This window comes from Roseimicrobium sp. ORNL1 (genome assembly GCF_011044495.1).
In the GTDB taxonomy this organism is placed as follows: domain Bacteria; phylum Verrucomicrobiota; class Verrucomicrobiia; order Verrucomicrobiales; family Verrucomicrobiaceae; genus Roseimicrobium.
Genome location: NZ_CP049143.1, coordinates 7377657 through 7396459, shown reverse-complemented (window position 1 = coordinate 7396459; position 18803 = coordinate 7377657). Strand labels below are relative to the sequence as shown.

The following is an 18803-nucleotide window of genomic DNA, read 5'->3' as shown; positions in this document are numbered from 1 at the left end:
TTTATTCTGTTCGTTTTCCCATGCTGGATGACCTGCACCCCACCCTGGCCGCCTGGTTCCGCGGGCGCTTTGGCAGGCTCACGCATGCGCAGGAGGTGACCCTGCCCCACGTGCTGGCCGGGCGGTCCGTGCTGCTTTCCTCACCTACCGGCACGGGAAAGACCCTCGCCGGGTTCCTCGGGGTGCTGGACCATCTGGTGCGCCTGCTGGACAAGGGGCCGCTGCCGCATGGCATCCACGCGGTGTATGTCTCGCCGCTGCGTGCGCTGACCTATGACATGCAGAAGAATCTGCTCCTGCCACTACAGGAGATGGGCTTGGAGAGTCAGGTGCGCATCGGCCTGAGGAACAGCGACACGACGGCCACCGAACGCACGAAACAGAAGAAGCATCCGCCGCATCTGCTGCTCACCACGCCGGAGAGCCTCTCCATCCTGCTGCCACAAGAAGGTCATCGCGAAGCCCTGCAATCGTGCCGGTTCGTCATTGTGGATGAGCTGCACGCCATCGCGGAGAACAAGCGCGGCTCACATCTCACGCTCTCGCTGGAGCGCCTGGAGGACCTCACGGGAAATGGAAAGCCGCTGGTGCGCATCGGACTGAGCGCGACGGCCGCGCCACTGAAGGAACTGGGCCATCTGCTCTGTGGCGTGGGAAGGAAATGTGAGATCGCCGAGGGGCGCATCGAACGGAAGCGTCGCGTGGAAGTGCTCTCGCCCTTGAAACGCAATCCCTATCCGCCGGCTGGGTGGACCGCAGGCAGGGTCATGGAGGACCTCGCGCGACTCGTGAAACAGAAGCGCAGTGTCATCATCTTCTGCAACACGCGCAGTGGTACGGAGAACATTTCGCTGCGCCTCAAGCAGGCACTACCGGAACTGGCGGATGTCATCGAGACACACCATGCCTCGCTGGATCGCGATGTGCGCCTGGAGGTGGAGGACCGGTTGAAAGCGGGCGAACTCCGCGCCGTGGTGTGCAGTACGAGTCTGGAACTGGGCATTGATATCGGAGCGGTGGACTGCGTCGTGATGATCTCCACGCCCAAGGGCATCAGCCGCGCGCTGCAGCGCATCGGCCGCAGCGGGCATAGCATTCATGAGGAGAGCCATGGCGTGCTCGTGGCCACAAATGTGAATGACCTCATGGAGTGCGTGGTCTGCGCAGAGATGACACGCAAGGCGCAGCTCGACGACGTGCGCATCATGGACTCGCCCGGTGATGTGCTGGCGCAGCACCTGGTGGGGCTGGGCATGGAGAAGAAGCACACGCGGGATGACGCCTTCGCCATCGTGAGGAAGGCATGGCCGTATCGCGAGCTCACACGCGAGAGCTTTGAGAAGATCCTGCGCTATGTCATGGGCGGTGGCCGCAGCTTGGAAACGCAGTACCGTGAGACCTTCGGCAAGGTCATCGAAGGTGAGGACGGCATCCTCCGCACCCCGAGCAAGAAGGTGGAGCGCGACTACCTGGTGAACATTGGCACCATCGCGAGTGAAGGCGCGGTGCGTGTGTATCTCGGCAGCCGGCGCATCGGCGAGGTGGAGGAGGGGTTTGTGAAGGGGTTGAAGCTTGGCGACATCTTCGTGCTCTCTGGCCGTACGTTGAAGCTTATCGAAACGGGTGTCATGGAAGTCTTCGTGGAGGCCGCCGATGGACGCCTGCCCACGGTGCCGAGCTGGAATGCAAACAAGATGCCACTCGCCAGCGGGCTTGCGAATCAGGTCACGAAGCTACGCACCCAGCTCTCCGATCTCTTCACGAAGGAGCAACCCGCAGATGCCATCAACGACTGGCTGGTGGAGAACTTCAGCATCTCCAGCGTGAATGCAGATGCGATTGTGAAGCACTGCAAGAACCAGTTTCGCTTCTCACGCATGCCCACGGAGAAGCTCTTCCTTATCGAGGTGTATCACGAACCCACTGAAGATCCCGAGCTGGACAAGGAAGGGCGGCGCGTGACGCTCAAAGCCAAACGCGCCCGCATGGAGAGCGGGGAGGGCGAGGCGAACATCCAGGTCTTCTTCCATTCCCTCATCGGTCGCTCCGCGAATGACGCCCTCTCCCGCGTGATCAGCCATCGCCTCAATGATGCCGTGGGCGGCAATGCGCTCGTGACCATCGATGACTACGGCTTCCTGCTCACACTGCGTCCCTTTCAGAAACTAGGATTAGAAGAGTGGCGCGAGCTCTTCCATCCGGAAGATGTCGCGAAGGACTTGCGGGCTGCGCTGAAGGAAAGCGCCCTGGTGAAGTGGCAATTCCGCGGCGTCGCGCAGACTGGCCTCATGGTGCCGCGCAATCTTCCCGGTGCGGAGCGCAAGCTGAAGCAGCTTCGCTGGAGTTCCGAGATCCTCTTCAAAGTCCTCTCCGCCCACGAACCGGATCATCCGCTGCTGGAGCAGGCCTATCGCGAAGCCGAGCACGTCTTTCTCGATCTATCGCGTGCGCAGGATTTTCTCAACCGCGTACACACGATGAAGTGGGACCTCATCGAGGTGCCCGTGGTCACGCCGTTCTCGTTTGGCATCTACGCCAGCAAGATCAAGGAAGGCATGATGTTGGAGGATCCGGAGGAGGCGATTGAGCGTTTGTGGAAGGAGTTTGAACGGGCGGATCTGCTGGAGGGGAAGGGGTAGGCCGTGCAGCGATCAAGTCCTCGACAACTTGCGCCTGGGACCTTACAGTCACTCATGCCCTCCGCGCTGGAACACATCAAAGAGGAAATCAAGGCCCTCCGCCCTGCGGAACGGTATGATCTCTGGAGTGAACTCTCCCGGGAGTTCGACCCTGTGGAGAGCTCGGAAGAGGACGAGGAGGCTGTGGAAGCTGCTTGGGACATCGAAATCGATGCACGAGTGCGAGAAGTTCAGGAGGGCAAAGTCGATCTGATTCCGGTGGACGAAGCCATAGAGCGTATCCGAACCAAGCTTGCAGAGCAACGAAAGCTGCGCAGCTCTGGGCAATGAAGGCAGTGGTACTGCATCCTGCGGCAGAGCGGGAACTTGCCGAGGTCACTTCCTACTTTGAAGCCGTTGATTCTGCATTGGCCGAAGCATTCACTGCTTGTATTCTTCAGTACAGCACAAAGCTGGCCGCAAATCCTCAGCATTTCAGTATCCGCCGCGGCCTTGTACGAAGAGCTAATCTTTTGCCCAGATTTGGTGAGTACTATCTACCTTTTATGGTCTGGCGGGATCGTGTAGTTATTCTGGCTATCGCACACGCTAAACGCCGCCCTTACTACTGGCGGAACCGTATCAATGACGCCAAAAGGCGATTTGGCGGTGATAATTGAAATACTAGCCTCTACACCTTCTTCTCCTTCCACTTACCGCGCCTGAAGAGCACGGCGCTCCACAGGGTGAGCACGCCGAACGAAACAGGCACGGCGATGTATACGCCCAGCGCTCCCATCTTCAAGGGCACGGCGAAAATCAAGGCGAGAGGCACCTGGCCGAGCCAGAAGCAGAAGAAGTTCAGTCGGGTGGGGGTCCAGGTGTCACCGGAGCCGTTGAAGGCGCCTTCGAAGCACATGCCGGCGGCGTAGAAGGGGAAGGCGAGAGAGACGATCCACAGGGAGCGGGTGGCTTCGTGAAGCACGTCTGGTTCGGAGGCGAAGATGGAGGCGAGGGAATGTGCGAAGATGACATACAACACACCGACCGCGCCGAGGAAGATGGTGTTCCACTTCACGGCGATCCACACGGCTCTCTCCGCGCGGTCCGGCCGCTCGGCGCCGAGGTTCTGTCCCACGAGGGTGGAGCCTGCATTGGCAATGCCCCACGCGGGTAGCAGCATGAACATGATCAAACGCAACGCGATGGTATAGCCCGCGAGAGCGGCCTCATGAAACATCGCGAGGATCTTGTACAGGCCCACCCAGCTCGTGGTGCTGATGAGCAACTGCGCGATGCCATTCTTCGAAGTGCTGATGATCGTGTGCAACACCTCACGCGCGGGACGCAGGTGATACAGATGCACATGAATGCGGCTGTGATGCCCGAGCAAATGCCAGAGCTGGTAGAGCACACCGATGCCGCGACCGATATTGGTGGCCACGGCGGCGCCGGTCACACCCATCTCGGGGAAAGGTCCCCAGCCAAACACAAAGCACGGGCCCAGCGCCATGTTGATGACGTTCGCGAGCATCAAGGTGCGCATGGCGATGACCGCATCACCCGCGCCACGGAAGATGGCGTTGATGAGGAAGATCATGAAGACGGTGATGTTCCCGCCCAGCATGATGCGGATGAAGGGGGTGCCCATCTCCACCACGGCCTCGCTCTGACTCATGAGTCGCAGGATGTCTTCCGCGAAGTAGCCGAGTACGACACCCATGCCGGAAGCCATCAGGATGCCAAGCACGACGATTTGTCCCGCGGCTTGTGAAGCACGTTCGGGATCTTTCTCACCGATGCGTCGCGACACAATGGCAGAGGCGGCAAAGCACATGCCAATGGCCACGGCATAGACCAGGCTCATCACGGACTCCGTGATGCCTACGACAGCGACCGCATTCTTTCCAAGGTGTGAGACCCAGAAGATGTCCGTGATCGCGAACAACGACTCCATGAGCATCTCCAGCACCATGGGCACGGAGAGGAGGAAGACGGCTCGATTGAGAGATTCGGCGGTGTAGTCATGCTCCTCGCCCCGCAGCGATTGAACAATGCTCCGCCACAGGGAGGGCTTTTCCATCTATCTGAGAATAGTCAGAAATCGTAGTCGCGAAAGTGCGATGGTAGAAACACTGTGCAGGTGTGCAATGTCCATGGTTCATGACAGTTCCGTCGCTTGCAGCGGGCATGGGTGTTGCAAGGTGCCTCGCGTGATGCATTGAGTTTTACTTGTCGCCGCGGTTCGCACATGTTCTGCTCTCGCGCATGGAACCCCAGACCCTTCCGCACCGTTGCTGGATCGAACTCAATGCTGATGCCCTGCGGCACAATGCCACAGTCGCGCGCACTCAAGGCGCCGCGGAGATGATGGCGGTGGTCAAAGCAAACGCTTATGGGCACGGCGCGGTGTGGGCGGCGCGGACCTTGCAGGACAGCGTGGCCATGTTCGGCGTGGCCAATGTACAGGAGGCTCTGGAGTTGCGGGCGGCAGGCATTGAGAAGCCCAACTACTTGCTTAGTCCCTGCCTTCCGGAAGAATGGGAACTCGCGGTGCGCATGGGCTGTCATATTTCCGTGAGCTCGCTTCAGGAGGCGATTGCGCTGGATAAACTGGCGCAGCGTCTGGAGACGAAGGCCCTGCTGCATGCGGTGGTGGATACCGGCATGGGCCGCATCGGTTTCCTTGAGGAGGCATGGGACCACTCTGCGATCGCCGCGCTGATGTCCGTGAAGCATGTGTCGTGGGAGGGTCTCAATACGCATCTGCCTTCCGCGGATGAAGATGCAGCTTTCACGCGCGCGCAGCTGGCCAGGTTTCGTCAGGCGGTGGAAAAGGCCCAAGGCATGGGCTTTCGCCCGAAATGGATCCACGCCTCCAACAGCGCCGGACTGCTGGGCTATGAAGAGCAGCGCGGGTTGTGCAATCTCACCCGGCCCGGGCTGATGCTCTACGGTGTATCACCCCTTCCGGAGGAACAGTCACGTCTCAAGCCGGTGCTCACCTGGAAGACACGCGTCACGCTGGTGCGCGAGCTTCCCGCCGGTCATGGTGTGAGCTACGGCAGCACCTACATCACCGAGCGTCCCACCCGCGTGGCGACTCTGGCGTGTGGTTATGCGGATGGTTATCCGCGACAGGCATCCGGACATGGAGCCCAGGTAATCATCGGCAATACCGTGTGTCCGGTGCTCGGTCGTGTGACGATGGACCAGATCATGGTGGACGTGAGCACCTGTGGTGATGCCAAGCCTGGTGACGAAGCGGTCCTCATCGGCGCGCAGCGTTCGACCAAAGTCACGGCCACGGAGATCGCGGCCTGGTCAAACACCATCGAGTGGCATGTGTTCACTGGCATCGGCCCGAGAGTGCCGCGGCTGGCGGTGGGTTAGTAGAACCTACTGCCCCACGCCTGCGAGCTTGCGGGCGTAGGCGAGGGTGTCGATGTCGGCGGGAGTCTTGTCGGTGCGGATGGCCTTGATGCGCGGGAAGCGCAGGGCGAGTCCGCTGTCGTGCCGCTGGCTGGCTTGGATGGAGTCGAAGGCGATTTCCAGCACCACATTGGGCGTCACGGTGCGCACATGGCCGCGCTGGCTCAGGGTGTGTTCCTTGAAATGTTCCGTGAGCGTTTCGATCTCCACATCCGTGAGTCCAGAGTAGGCCTTGCCGATGACCTTCAAGGCGCCGGTGCCTTCCTCGCGCACGGCAAAGGTGTAGTCGCTGAGCACATGGCTGCGTTTGCCATGGCCCTGCTCGGCTTTCACCACCACCACATCGAGGGTGGAGAAGGCCTTCTTCAGTTTCAGCCATGTCTTGCCGCGTCGTCCGGGGGTGTAGAGGCTGTCGCGATCCTTGGCAATCAGGCCCTCATTGCCGTTTCGGCGTGCTGCGTGGAAGGCATCCTCGACTTCCTCCGGAGATCTGGCCTCGGTCACTGCGATGCGGCGCAGCAGCGAGGGCATCTTCATGGCCTCCAGATGTTGCCGTCTCGTGGCCAGGGTCTCGTGCAGGAGTCCCACGCCATTCTTCCACAGCATGTCAAAGGCGATGTATCGCACTGTGATATCAGATGATACAAACAGATCGCCCTGGTCGCGGCGACCGAGGCGTTTCTGCAGATCGTGGAAGGTAAGCTTCTTGTTTTCGGAGAAGGCAATCAGTTCGCCATCGAGGATGACGTCTTCTTTCAGTGCGTGGGCGGATTGCACAATCTCCGGGAACTGATCTGTGAAGTCCTTCAGGTCACGGGTGAAGATCTTCACCTGATCCTTGGAGCGATGCAGTTGCGCCCGGATGCCGTCGAACTTGTCCTCCAGCCACACCTTGCACGGGCCATCCGGAGATGTGCTCTGCTTTTTCAGGGGTGCTGCCGTGCTACCATCATCTCCATCGTCCGCAGTCTTCGCGTCGCCATCACAGATGCGCTCCCAGATGTCCTCCGCCGTTTCTTCCGGACTGGCGAGCATCACCTTGATGGGGATGAAGAGCGTGGGCTGGGCCTCATCGAGGGCATCCCTGGACGCGAGCACGGCAGCACGGCCGATGTCACCGGAGAGCATCGCCGCTTCGCGCAGCGCATCGGCTTCCACGTTGAATGCCTTGGCCACCGCTTCCTCCACGAGACCTTCGCGTGAGCCTACCCGCAGCTCCCCGGTGAGGAGGCGCACCAGGAAACTGCCCTCCAGCGCCGGCATGTCTTTCAATGCCTGCTGAAGCACGCTGGCTTTTTCATTGGGTCCACGTGCCGCCCGCAGGTTGCGAAAGATGGCAGCGACATCGGAAATGGTAATCGTGCTTCCATCTGAAACTTGAGACGGCCTCCGCTGCAGCACCAAGAACGCGGTGCGTCCCGTGTCTGCCTGCTGCCGGGAGATGGCGCGGTATTCCTGCTCGCGAAGCTGGCTGGCCTGCAGTAGCGCACGCCGGATGACGGACCAGCCGACCTGCAGCGGTCCTGTCTGGGCTGCGGGATCGTCCAACAGACCGGAGAACCAGCGGGCGGCGGTCGCGAGATTCTCCTCTCGCAAGGCTCCGAGGCAGGCGGCGAGGTGTTCCTGCTTCTTCAGCCGGGAGGCATCGGCTGCCACCCGCTCACACGTCACGCACCATGTGGCAAAGGATTCGGGCGCGTGCACCTTCGGGGGTTCCTCGGCTGTGGTGTGGAGTACTTCCGGGCTGGCGGTACCGGAAGCGGGCGTGGTTGTCGGCACGAAGTCCGCGCTGAGGCTCAGCTCCATCTGGTCATCCGAGACCAGGGACCACGCCTCCCAGCCGCGCTGCCGCAGGTCCTGGGCGAACTCGCTCGTGTAGCCGTGAACTGTGTACACCACTTTCGGTTTCACCACCTCCACGCAGCGGATAAGCTCCGGGTAGTCGGCGTGATCGCTCAGGGGAAAGACCTCATCCACCTGGTAGCGGTACTTCGCCCCCGGAGTCAGGGCCCAGCCGCTGAGCATGGCCGTGCGGCAGACCTTGAGCCGGCGGACAGCCTGGGACCGGGCCGCGCTGGGCGGCAGCACCAGCACGTGGCCGTGGGCTTGAGCGGGGTCGAAGGGCTCATACTCGGGAAATTCGTGCCCGGGATGCAGTTCCCGATACGCGGCGGTCATCTTCAGGATGGACTCGTGCAGCATTACCGGCACGCCGGCCAGATGCAGGGCGGAGATGATTTCCTGCGCTTTCCCCAGCGAATAGCCCAGCAGCACGGGGATGCCGCCGTCCTCCAGCGTCTCCCGCACGAAGCGGAGCATCTGCTCCAGGATCTTGGCCATCGGCGGAAAATGGAATTGGGGCAGGCCGAAGGTCGTCTCCAGGATCAGGGTGTCCGCCGGGAGCAGTTCTGCCGGTTCCGCCGTGAGGCCCTGGCGCAGCTTGAAATCCCCCGTGTAAAGCAGGCTGGCCCCGTCTGAGAGGCGGGTCAGGTGCAGCATGGCGGAGCCATAAATGTGGCCGGCGGGCAGCAGCCGGATGGCAAATCCCCCCTCCTCGACCACGTCTCCGTAGGCTGGGGAGATGGCTTCGCGATTCCGGAAGGCTCCGTACCGCCGCTCAATCAGGGTGCGGGTGACCGGGGAGCAGATGGTCTGGGCGTGCCGGGCGAAGTGGTCGCTGTGGGCGTGTGAGACGAAGGCCCGGCCCTTCTGAAACGGCGGATCCAGCCACAAGTCCGGCTCCGGCAGGTAGATGCCGTCCGCATGGTGGACCTTGATGTGAGCTGGGGCGGGCACGGAGACAGGTACAGGGGTCAAAAACTTCTGAAACTCAATACGCTTCCCTTCGTGGATCGCCACGGTGGTGCCCATCGGTTTTTGTATCTCGATTTCCCCATGGAGTCCGTTGACATCCACTCACCCGCTCCCTATTCTCCGCCGCTTATGAGTTTCCACCGCCTTGTCTTCTCTTCCCGCCTGCTGTTGGCCGCGGGACTGGTGTCGTTGCTCGCCGCCTGCTCCACCACTCCGAAGAACACGAGTGGGGCCAAGATTACCAAGGTGAATCCCTACTGGCTCGCGGATATCGCCCAGCCCGTACGCGCTCAGGACCCCTCCATCGTGCATGAACGGAATGCTTTGCTGCACGGCGCCATCTCGAATGAAGAGCGCAAGGCCCGCCAGGGGAACTACTTCACCGTCTTCTGGACCGTGGAAGACAAGCAGCCTGCCACGGTGCGCCTCGAGTACCGCCAGGCCAATACCGGCCTCACCGTGAAGAAGGTGGAACAGGAAGTCACCGACTCCAAGAAGAACCACGTGACGAAGTTCGAGTTCATCGGCAACGACTACGTGACCAATGGCCGCGTGACCTCATGGCGCGCCAGCCTGGTCCGTGGAAAAGAGACCATTGCTGACTATAAGTCTTATCTCTGGGAATAATATTCCTTCTGAAGCGCGTGCTTTCATCGGCACGCGCTTTTTCGTGCCTTGAACTGTTTGCGTGACAGACGCGTAACAGTCTTTAGATTATTGCTTATAATTGATGCCAGTGACTACCCACGTGCCAGCTCATCACCTCCGATGTGGCGCTGCAGCCTCCCGAAAATCCTGGGTGGCTCGACAGACCATCGGTGGCGTTCGCGCGTGAGAAGATAAATCCCCCCCATTCTTCCACCCTTCCGCCCGCCCCCCCACCATGACTGCTCCCGCCCCCATTTTAGTAGGACAAGTAGGCCCGTTTTTTTGGCTGCGTGTCGAGGGCAAGGGATCTTTCCAAAACAGCGTGCAGGTGAAGCGTTGTTTCCAGACGATGATCGACAAGGGTGAGCGTCATTTCGTGGTGGATCTGGAGCGCTGTCCCATCATGGACAGCACTTTTCTGGGCACCCTCACGGGCGCTGCGATGAATCTCCGTGAGAAGGGCGAGGGCGAAGTCTCCGTGGTGAATGTGAACACGCGCAACCAGCAGCTCCTTTGTAGCCTGGGCCTGGATCACATTCTCGATGTGGATACGGAAGGCACCATGCACAGCGCTGAGCGCCGTGAAGTGTGCGCCGAACTCGGCACCTGTACCGAACCCGCCTCCTCCAGCAAACAAGAACAGGCCGAGCATGTACTCGAAGCCCACGAAGCCCTGACCAAGGCAAATGAGAAGAATGCCAGCCGCTTCAAGGACGTGATCGACTTCCTTGAGAAGGAAGTGCGCGCGCATGCGGGGGTGTGAGTGTGAATGTGAGTGAAGTGGCCGATGGAGGCTGCTGCTCTGAAGGCGCATACGCCTTCCAAGGATCGGGGGCACTCCTGTCCCCTTTTCCGTTTCTACAGGGGGACATGAGTTCCCCAGACGAAGGCTGATAAAGAAGTCCTTGAAGATGCACCGGTGAAAATGGGGGAAGGAGTGCCCATAAGCGCTGACTTCGGTTGTCATGGATGCTTTGTCCCGGAGGGACAGTGGATGGTAGCCGGTCGGTGGAGGGAGTCTAGACGACCGCAACCACCGGATTACGTCGTCAAAGAGATGCTCCGTCCCGGATGGGACGGCGGAGGTGGGTCGCTGGGTAAAGGCAGGTGCTATCGCCTTGGCACACCTTCCGGCGTGCCCTCCGGGACGCCACCATGTTTTCGCCATAGATCCGGTGGTTGCGGTCGCTGAGGCTCTCTCCACCGACCGGCTACCATCCGCGCTCCCTCCGGGAGCAAATTCCAGTTCGCCATGCAGGTCGAATCAGGGACGGCATCCAAAAAAATCATCCGACCCTGAAGGGGTCAGGGAGAGTGCCGCCATGGTCTGCAATGCCATACTGGCGATGCAACAACTCTGCGACCCCTTCAGGGTCGAATACATTCTGATACACCACCCAGTGTGTCGGTCGCATGAAGCTCCCTAACCCTGGGCTGGGCTCCCGCAGCCTTTCAGGCAGCAACTTCGACTAAGTTATTCAGCTGCCCGAGTCATTGGCCTTTTGGAATCTCGTTCTGATGTTCTGGAGAATTTCGGCGGAATCCAGCGTCCGAAGTTTCCGAGTTGGGGTGCCTCTTGGGAATTGGAAAGTGATTGTGCTCCATGATGCCCACCCTCTCCGTTCAAAGCGGTGTCGCGCTAACGCTTGCCACACGCACTCCACGACGCAAAGCGCTCCTTCCACATGCCAGATGAAAGCGAACCAGCGTCGTTGTTCGATGCGGACGCAGTTCTCCATCTGCAACTCGAGCCTATAGCACGCTCCCCCCTTCACCGCTGCGGCAGCGGATCCCAATACATCGCGCGGAAGGGGTGGTTGTCGATGAGGTTGGCTTTCACACCCCGGAGGTTCTCGCGGCGGAACTGCACGCCCACGTAGTGGTAGACGGGAATGATGGGCGCCTGATCACTGATCAATAGTTTTTCCGCATTATTGAAAATCTCGTGACGCTTCACGGGGTTGCCCTCGGCTGCCGCAGCGGCGATGAAGGCATCGTACGGGGGGCTTTCCCAGCCGGTGCGGTTGTTGCCGTTGCCGATGGTGAACATCTCCAGGAACGTGTTGGGATCATTGTAATCACCCACCCAGCTGGAGCGGCAGAGGTCGTAGCTGAGTTCGCGCATGGCACTCAGCCAGATCTTCTGCTCCTTCTTGTCGAGGTTGACGGTGACTCCCAGGGTCTCCTGCCACATGGATTGCAGTTCCACCGCGATGTTGCGCTCAATCGGGAGCGGCAGGTGCAGGTATTCTACGCGTGGGAAGCCACGGCCACCGGGGTAGCCAGCCTCGGCCATGAGTGCTTTGGCCTTCTCTGGATTGTATTCGGGGCCGGGCGGGGGCTGGTAGTTCTGGCCGGTGCCTGGAGGCGTGAGGGAAAAGGCGATGGGCTCACCGAGTTGCGTGATCTTCTCCACGATGCGTTTGCGATCCACTGCGTAGGCGAAGGCGAGCCGCACACGCGGATCCCGGAAGTGCGGCTTCGTGGTATTCACGCGGATGAACCAGGTGCCGAGGAAGGGGCCAGTGTGGAAGAAGTCCTGCTTTTTGAGCTTGGGCACCAGCGAGAGCGGCACCATGCCTTTGTCCATCAGCAGATCCGCCTGACCGGTGAGGAAGTAGTTCAGCGCCGTGTTCGCCTCGCTGATGGGCAGCACATCTACCGTGCCCATCCGCACGTTGTCGCGGTCCCAGTAGTTGTGGCTTTTGACGAGGCGGATCTTTTCGTCGATGAGCCACTTGTCCATCACGTAGGGGCCGTTGCCGATGATCTTGCCGACTTTGATCCATGAGTCGCCGTACTTCTCCACGGTGGGCCGGTGTACGGGTGCGAGTGTGAGGAAGGCGCACAGGTCAATCCAGTAGGGGATGGGATTCTCCAGCACGCACTCCAGCGTGCGGTCATCCACCGCCTTCACGCCAACCTGGGAGAAGTCAGTGATCTTGCCTTCGTTGAAGGCCCGGGCATTCACCAGCGGGTAGAGCTGCGGGGCGTAGTCGGAGGCGGTTTTCGGATCGAGCGCGCGCTGCCAGGACCACACAAAGTCATGCGCGGTCACCGGGTCGCCATTGCTCCACACGGCATCTTTGCGGAGATGAAACACATAGTGCTTCTTGTCTTCGCTCACGTCCCAGCGCTCGGCGACGGCGGGCTCGGGCACACCGGCGGTGTTGCGGCACAGGCCTTCGAACAGGGACTCGCTGATGCGCATGCTCACCTGGTCCGTGGCCTTCGCGGGATCCGGGGTTTCGATTTCCGCGCTGTTCACGAAGACCAGGTCCGCCCGCTTCTGGGTCTCGCCACAGGCGCTCAGCAGAAGGGTCAACGGCAGGGCGAGGGCGATGCGGAGTGCGCGGGTCACACAACACTCTTGCGGCATCTGCGCATCTGGCAATGGGAAAGCGAATGCGGTGCGGTACTGCCCATCCCGTTGCGGTCACTCGTGAGGCTGGTAGACTGATGCATGGTAGATCAGATTTATGCGCGACTCGGTGAAGATGGCCTGACACGTTTGGTGGCGGCCTTCTATCGGCGTGTGCGCACGGACGATGTCATCGGCCCGCTGTACCCGCCGGATGATTGGGAGGGCTCAGAGAAGCGCCTGCGTGACTTTTTCATCTACCGCTTCGGCGGTCCGGATCGCTACATCCAGGAGCGCGGGCATCCGAGGCTGCGTGGCAGGCATATGCCCTTCAGCATCGGGGTGAAGGAGCGGGACCGCTGGATGGAACTCATGGAAGGCGCCATTCAGGAAACGGGCGTGCCGGAAGAAGAGGCGGCCGTGCTGCGCGAGTTCTTTGCCCAGCTTGCGGACTTCATGAGAAACCGGCAGGAGTAACGACGCAACGCGCATGGAAAAGTGGATCAAGCTGGCTGCACCCGGGTTCGAACTGGCGGCGACGCTGGAGAGCGGGCAGGCCTTTCACTGGCACCGGGAAGGGGACACGTTCCACGGGCTGATTGGCAACACGCCGGTGCGGGTGCGCCAGGTGAAGCAGGACTTCGTGGAGGCTGTGGCCGGTACGGACACTCTGGTATCCCACTACCTGGCGCTGGATCATGATTTCACGAAGATCCGCCGCACACTGCCGAAGGGGGATGTGCATCTGAAGCGCGCGCTGAAGTATGCTCCCGGCATCCGCATCCTGCGCCAGCCGAAGTGGGAATGCCTGGCGACCTTCATCACATCCTCCATGAAGCAAGTGGCGCATATCCGCCAGATCTCGCTGACCCTGAGGGAACGGTACGGCGAGACGATCGTCACCAAGGAAGGCGTGAAGTTGCATGCCTACCCCACGCCGGCGGCACTGGCGAAAGCAGGAGAGAAGGCGTTGCGCAACTGTGCCCTGGGCTACCGCGCCGGGTTCCTGCACCAGACAGCGGCGCGCATCGCGAGCGGGGAGTTCGACCTGGAATCGGTCGCCGCGCTGCCTGATGAGGAGGCCCTGCTGCGCCTCTGCGAGCTGCCCGGTGTGGGACCGAAGATCGCGCAGTGCACTTTGCTGTTCTCGTATGGGCGGCTTGGCGTCTTCCCCATCGATGTGTGGATCGAGCGGGCGCTGCGGGAACTGTATTTCGCGGATGAGAAGGACAAGGTGACCTCGCGGGTGCTGCGGGAGTTCGCGCACGACCATTTCGGCCCGTACCGCGGGTATGCCCAGCAGTGGATCTTCCACCACGCGCGCACGAGTGGGATCTTCTCACGCCGGCGGGAGTGAGGGGTCTGCTCAGCTGGGACTATCCGGGGCTGGCTGAAGCTCCAACCACGCTGCACGTACTCCCAGCTCCCGTGCATCAGCGCTGAGGCCAAGCTGAAGAGGAGATACCGCGGCGGGCAGCTCGAGCGTGAGGGTGTTTACCGGTGTCAGACATTCTCGCGGGACGGCGGCCACGTGTTCCTGCCAGCAATCCCCGGCCACATGCCAGGTCGCGATCTCATGACCGTTCATGAGCACGCGGACAAGCTGTGTGTCCACGCGTCCCGGAATGAGAAGGGGATACAGGCTCATCCGCAGCGTACTGTTTTCCGGGGAGCCCGAGGCAAAGACGATCAGCGCCTCGGAGCCGTCCGTCCAGCGCCAGCCGGATTCCGGCACGCTCCAGCCATGGCCGAGGAAGGCGTCTGCCTCGGGGCTGGCCAGCTCCAGCCGCGCGGGCAGGGGTTTGGGTTCCAAGGGGATCGAGCCAGCGTCTTTCAGACCCCGCAGCCGCCGGTTGCGGCGCACGATTTCGCCCGGCGGCACATCTTCGGAGAGCTGGATGCGTGGCACGCCCTCCGGGTGCTGACGAATCATGCCTGCGATGATGGCCTGCAGCTCCGTCGCGCGGAAGTCCGGCTCCTCGCGCATGCGGCGGAGGCACTCCCGCTGTTCGTGGCTGGGCCGCTCCACGTAGGAGTTTTTCCTCCAGGAAGCATTGAATTTGAAAACGGTGAGCTCCGGTACGGAGGTGAAGCGCATGCCCTGTTGACTCGCGCGGTAGATGAATTCGGAGTCGGGCGGCAACTGGATCGTGCGGTAGTCCTTCCAGCCGCCGATGGCGAGTCCGGCGTCCCGGCGATGCATCACGGAAGAGGGCGGGATGGCCATGCTGGGGTCATGCGCGCCTCCGGGAGCCACGCCGGTGAGGAGGCGTACGCGCTCCCGGCCCGGTGCCTCGGGGCCGAGCATTTGCAGCCAGGTATAGGCGAAGTCCGCGCCGGTCTCCTCCAGAGCACGCACCAGCAGGGCCAGATGCTGCGGATGCCAGATGTCATCGTGGCCGAGGTAGGCGGCATACTCGCCGCGGGCGAGGCGCAGACCCTCGTTATTCGGCGCGGACTGGTTGCCGGAGTTTTCTGGGAGGTTGTGCCAGCGGATGCGGCTGTCCCCAAAGGATGCGGCGACTTGGGCACTGTCGTCCGTGCAGCCATCACCCACGACCAGCAGTTCGAAATCGGTGAATGTCTGCGCCAGCACGGACTCCATCGAGTACCGGAGCACGCTGCTCCAGTTGTACGTGGCGATGATGACGCTGACGCGTGGGGTCGTGGTCATCTCATCTACGACTGGAACCGGTACGGGATGAGGTCATTAACGAGGGGAAGCCGGTACTTGTCGGGATTGGCGTGGTCGTACGCCCGGGTGGGCATGTTGATGAAGAACAGGTCATCCGCACCCACATTCTGAATGGCGTGGTAGACCCCGGCAGGAATGACGAGCAGCCCGCGATTGTGGTGGTCCAGGAACAGCTCGTTCACCTGCCCACGCGTGGGGGAGCCTTCACGGTCATCGAAGAGCACGGCCTTCATGGTGCCCTGGCTGAGGAAGAGTCGGTCATCCTGAATGCGATGCACCACCCAGCCCTTGACCTGGCCGGGGCGGATGGTGACCTGATATACGTAGACCAGCGGATCGGCGTGGAAACCCCAGGCGGGGTTGAAGAGTTCACACACGGTGCCTCGTTCATCTGGATGGGTCACGGCGCGGCGAATCCGAACTCCCTCGATGAGAGGGGCCACTCTTTCGCCATCTGGGGTCACGCTCTGGGGATCTTTCAGCGGTGTCTTCATGGATCGCTTGGGGGGGCGGATTTGCCCGGGATCATAGCCACATCGAGAACGCTGCAATAGGTATTCCGCAAGAGGCAGCAAACCGGGCAGGCGCGGCACTTGCGACTTTGGAGCCAGCTGGCATGGTATGTATTCCTCCTTTTTCATGACGCACGCTGAGTCCCGGACCATCACGTACGCCATCGTCGGTTCGCTGGCGGTGCACGTGGTGCTTGCTCTGGCGTTCGCGGTGTGGATTGGGGTGTCGTCCTTCCACCGGATGATGACGATGCCGAAGAAGGAAGAGGCCGAGCTGCCGGATGTGGTGGTGCTTTTCCCTGACCCGCCGAATCTGGATGTGACCAAGCCGGTTGCGCCGCCACCTCCGCCTGAGCCGGAGAAGAAGACGGAGTCCTACATCCGCACTACGCAGAACACTGCGGTGGCAGAGGCGCCCAAGAACGCGGATTTTGAATCGGACCGGAACACGGTGGCCATGACGCGGGGGAATGCTGCCTCTTCTCCAGATGGCCCTGCGATGCCCTCCATGGATGGGAAGATGGATCGCGTGACCAAGGAGCTCGCGGATCGCACCTTCAAGGCCGGTGAGACGAAGGATGACTCCGCTCCCGCGGCTCCCCCGGTGAAACCCACTCCGCCACCGACTCCTCCCAAGGTGGCCGAGACTCCACCCGCTCCCAAGCCTGAGCCAAAGCCGGAGCCGAAGCCTGAAGTCAAGCCAGAGCCCAAGCCGGAACCTGCACCCCCTGCTCCCGTGGTAAAGGCCACTCCGCCTCCGCCCCCACCGCCGGTGACCGAGGAAAAGCCCAAGGAGGCAATGAAGGAAGAGGCCCCTGCGCCGCCCGAGATTGCGAAGAAGGAAGACTCCCCGGCGGAAACCATGATGAAGGAGCTGGACCAGAAGCTCATGCAGGAGCCGCCTAAACCGGAACCTCCCAAGCCTGAGCCCGAGCCTCCGAAGACCCTGCCCCCGCCCGAACCGGTGAAGCCACCCCTCATGCGTGAGGCTGCCGAGGAGGTGCCCATTCCCAAGGCCGTCCCGGTGGCGGAGCCAGTCAAGAACACCCCGAAGCCTGAGGAGAACGCCTTCCAGCCAGAGACGCATCGCGGCAAGGTGAAAGGGTCCATCAGCAATGTGGGTGAAGAAGACGCCGTCGCTGCGGCAGCGACTCCTTCCGGTCGCTACCAGCGGCTCGTGACCAGTGCCATTGAGAAGAAGTGGCACGAGTATTACAACCTTCGGAGGGACGCTGTCCAATCCGGCCACATGAGCCTGCGGTTTTACGTCAACGAGCAGGGAAAAATCGAGGACCTTGAGATTCTCGAAGACAAGGCCAGTCCACTTTTGGCCGACTTTACGATTGAAGCCATCCTGAAGGCTGAGATTCCTCCACTTCCCGCCGACTTTGTGCCCAAGCTCAACAAGGGCCGACTCGAAAAGCGGATGGAGATGATCTACAACATTGTCATCACTCCGAAATAGACTGCCCGATCTGAACCATGCCCGATCTCGAACTTCTCGCCTCCGTCAGCAGCGGCATCGACACCGTCTGGAACTTCGCACGCGGAGGTGGCGAGGTGATGATCCTCATTGCCCTGTGCTCCCTGGCCAGTGTGACCATCATCATCATCAAGGCGCTGCAGCTCCGCGATCGGATGCTCTTCCCCCCGAACATCGTGGAGGAGATCAAGAAGATCGAAAACTACGCTTCCACGGGGGACATCTCCCCGCTGCAGCACATCCTGGAGGAGGATGGCAGTGTGGCGGCACAGCTCGGCATCATCGCCATCTCCGGCAAGCATGAGACGCGCGAGGAGAACAACGAAGCCTGCGAGACCGCCGCGCGCGGCATCCTGCACAAGCTGGAGGAGGGCATCCCCATTCTCGAAGTCATCGTGACCATCGCTCCGCTGCTCGGCCTGCTGGGCGCGGTGGTGGGTCTGGTGACGGTGTTCGGCTCCTTCGGCGGCAGTGGCGCCGAGGGCGCGGACGGTGACACGGCGATGGTCGCCCGGGGTATTGCCGAGGCGCTGCACAGCACGATTGCCGGCCTGCTCGTCGCCATTCCCACGGTGATTGCGCACGGCTACTTCAGCCGCAAGCTGGACGCCATCTCCGTGCGCATGGAGCTCATCCTGCGCAACGCCATCCATGACTTCCACCGTCACTTCGAAGTGAAGCGTGCGATGTTCCGCTAGTCTCGAACCGAATCCTGCGCACCGCACCTGCACCGCCTGTGAATCTTCGCCGCCGCCGCCGCTCCTCGCCCGTGATCCCCATCGTGGCGCTGGTGGATATTCTTGTGATCGTGCTGCTGTTCATCGTGGTCACCACCACGTGGAAGAAGAAGGAGAAGAAGGAAACGCATATGCCAGTGAAGCTCCCGACCGCGGAGAACCTGGGGAAGACCATGGCGGCGCAGAATGCCCAGACGTCCCTCACCATCACCAAGGAACAGAAAATCTTCCTGGCGGATCGGGAGGTCTCACCGCAGGATCTGGTGTCCGCCCTGAAGGAGCTGAAGATGACCGACCCCCATGTGAAGCTGAAGGTGTCCGTCGACCGCGACGCGCCCCATGGCATGTGGGTCTCCACGCTTGATGCCCTCGTGGCGGCCGGTCTCGTCAACGACATCTCCACGCTCCTGCAGCGCGCCGTGGAGGGCGCGAATGCGAAATAGCAAATCGCAGTCGCGGCTCTTATCTCTTTTGAGACCATATCCTTTGTGCTTAGTTAGTGG

16 protein-coding genes are annotated in these 18803 nt (G+C 61.3%); 11 read left to right on the top strand and 5 right to left on the bottom strand.

Annotated features, from left to right (window positions below):
• The first annotated feature begins 20 nt into the window (after nucleotides 1-20).
• From G5S37_RS29860 to G5S37_RS29850, 3 genes are read left to right on the top strand one after another with little or no spacing between them, the layout of a single operon-like run.
• Nucleotides 21-2639 carry a DEAD/DEAH box helicase gene (locus tag G5S37_RS29860; protein WP_165209932.1) on the top strand — a complete coding sequence of 873 codons (2619 nt, stop codon included), beginning with the start codon at nucleotides 21-23 and terminating at the stop codon, nucleotides 2637-2639.
• 54 nt (nucleotides 2640-2693) lie between these two features.
• Nucleotides 2694-2969, top strand: coding sequence for an addiction module protein (locus G5S37_RS29855; protein WP_165209929.1), 276 nt, complete (start codon nucleotides 2694-2696; stop codon nucleotides 2967-2969).
• The gene (locus G5S37_RS29850; protein WP_165209926.1) at nucleotides 2966-3298 is read left to right on the top strand and encodes a type II toxin-antitoxin system RelE/ParE family toxin; all 333 of its coding nucleotides are present in this window, start codon (nucleotides 2966-2968) and stop codon (nucleotides 3296-3298) included. The genes G5S37_RS29855 and G5S37_RS29850 overlap by 4 nt, the downstream gene beginning before the upstream one ends.
• Nucleotides 3299-3309: 11 nt before the next feature.
• On the opposite strand, the gene G5S37_RS29845 is transcribed toward G5S37_RS29850, so the two are convergent.
• A complete protein-coding gene (locus tag G5S37_RS29845; RefSeq protein WP_165209923.1) occupies nucleotides 3310-4701 on the bottom strand; it encodes an MATE family efflux transporter in 1392 nt (463 codons plus the stop codon).
• Nucleotides 4702-4886: 185 nt separating this feature from the next.
• On the opposite strand from G5S37_RS29845, the gene alr reads away from it, so the two are divergent.
• Nucleotides 4887-6011, top strand: coding sequence for an alanine racemase (gene alr, locus G5S37_RS29840; RefSeq protein ID WP_165209920.1), 1125 nt, complete (start codon nucleotides 4887-4889; stop codon nucleotides 6009-6011).
• Nucleotides 6012-6017: 6 nt separating this feature from the next.
• Here alr and G5S37_RS29835 read toward each other — a convergent pair whose 3' ends face one another.
• A complete protein-coding gene (locus G5S37_RS29835; protein WP_206026214.1) occupies nucleotides 6018-8846 on the bottom strand; it encodes an ATP-dependent DNA ligase in 2829 nt (942 codons plus the stop codon).
• A 147-nt stretch (nucleotides 8847-8993) separates the two neighbouring features.
• On the opposite strand from G5S37_RS29835, the gene G5S37_RS29830 reads away from it, so the two are divergent.
• Together G5S37_RS29830 and G5S37_RS29825 are read left to right on the top strand one after the other, a co-directional pair.
• The gene (locus G5S37_RS29830) at nucleotides 8994-9491 is read left to right on the top strand and encodes a hypothetical protein (RefSeq protein WP_165209917.1); all 498 of its coding nucleotides are present in this window, start codon (nucleotides 8994-8996) and stop codon (nucleotides 9489-9491) included.
• Between the two features lie 256 nt (nucleotides 9492-9747).
• Nucleotides 9748-10275, top strand: coding sequence for an STAS domain-containing protein (locus G5S37_RS29825; protein WP_165209912.1), 528 nt, complete (start codon nucleotides 9748-9750; stop codon nucleotides 10273-10275).
• Nucleotides 10276-11283: 1008 nt separating this feature from the next.
• Here G5S37_RS29825 and G5S37_RS29820 read toward each other — a convergent pair.
• Entirely contained in the window at nucleotides 11284-12873 is a 1590-nt protein-coding gene (locus G5S37_RS29820) for a peptide ABC transporter substrate-binding protein (protein WP_240914746.1), read from the bottom strand.
• A 102-nt stretch (nucleotides 12874-12975) separates the two neighbouring features.
• Between G5S37_RS29820 and G5S37_RS29815 the strand changes: the two genes are divergently transcribed.
• Both G5S37_RS29815 and G5S37_RS29810 read left to right on the top strand, forming a co-directional pair.
• Nucleotides 12976-13350, top strand: coding sequence for a globin (locus G5S37_RS29815; RefSeq protein ID WP_165209905.1), 375 nt, complete (start codon nucleotides 12976-12978; stop codon nucleotides 13348-13350).
• A gap of 13 nt (nucleotides 13351-13363) precedes the next feature.
• Nucleotides 13364-14230 (top strand): DNA glycosylase, encoded by an 867-nt coding sequence (locus G5S37_RS29810; RefSeq protein WP_165209900.1) that lies wholly within the window; start codon nucleotides 13364-13366, stop codon nucleotides 14228-14230.
• A 9-nt stretch (nucleotides 14231-14239) separates the two neighbouring features.
• On the opposite strand, the gene G5S37_RS29805 is transcribed toward G5S37_RS29810, so the two are convergent.
• Together G5S37_RS29805 and G5S37_RS29800 are read right to left on the bottom strand one after the other, a co-directional pair.
• A complete protein-coding gene (locus tag G5S37_RS29805; protein WP_165209895.1) occupies nucleotides 14240-15547 on the bottom strand; it encodes a glycosyltransferase family A protein in 1308 nt (435 codons plus the stop codon).
• A 5-nt stretch (nucleotides 15548-15552) separates the two neighbouring features.
• Nucleotides 15553-16062 (bottom strand): dTDP-4-dehydrorhamnose 3,5-epimerase family protein, encoded by a 510-nt coding sequence (locus G5S37_RS29800; RefSeq protein ID WP_165209891.1) that lies wholly within the window; start codon nucleotides 16060-16062, stop codon nucleotides 15553-15555.
• Between the two features lie 145 nt (nucleotides 16063-16207).
• Here G5S37_RS29800 and G5S37_RS32440 point away from each other — a divergent pair, with 145 nt between their 5' ends.
• The 3 genes from G5S37_RS32440 to G5S37_RS29785 are packed head-to-tail and all read left to right on the top strand — an operon-like array spanning nucleotide 16208 to nucleotide 18743.
• Nucleotides 16208-17545, top strand: a complete 1338-nt coding sequence (locus G5S37_RS32440; protein WP_206026213.1) for a hypothetical protein — start codon at nucleotides 16208-16210, stop codon at nucleotides 17543-17545.
• A 17-nt stretch (nucleotides 17546-17562) separates the two neighbouring features.
• On the top strand, nucleotides 17563-18261 hold the full coding sequence (locus G5S37_RS29790) for a MotA/TolQ/ExbB proton channel family protein (protein WP_165209888.1): 699 nt from the start codon (nucleotides 17563-17565) through the stop codon (nucleotides 18259-18261).
• 38 nt (nucleotides 18262-18299) lie between these two features.
• Complete coding sequence (locus tag G5S37_RS29785; protein WP_165209885.1) at nucleotides 18300-18743, top strand: biopolymer transporter ExbD; 444 nt, start codon at nucleotides 18300-18302, stop codon at nucleotides 18741-18743.
• The last annotated feature ends 60 nt before the right edge of the window (nucleotides 18744-18803 follow it).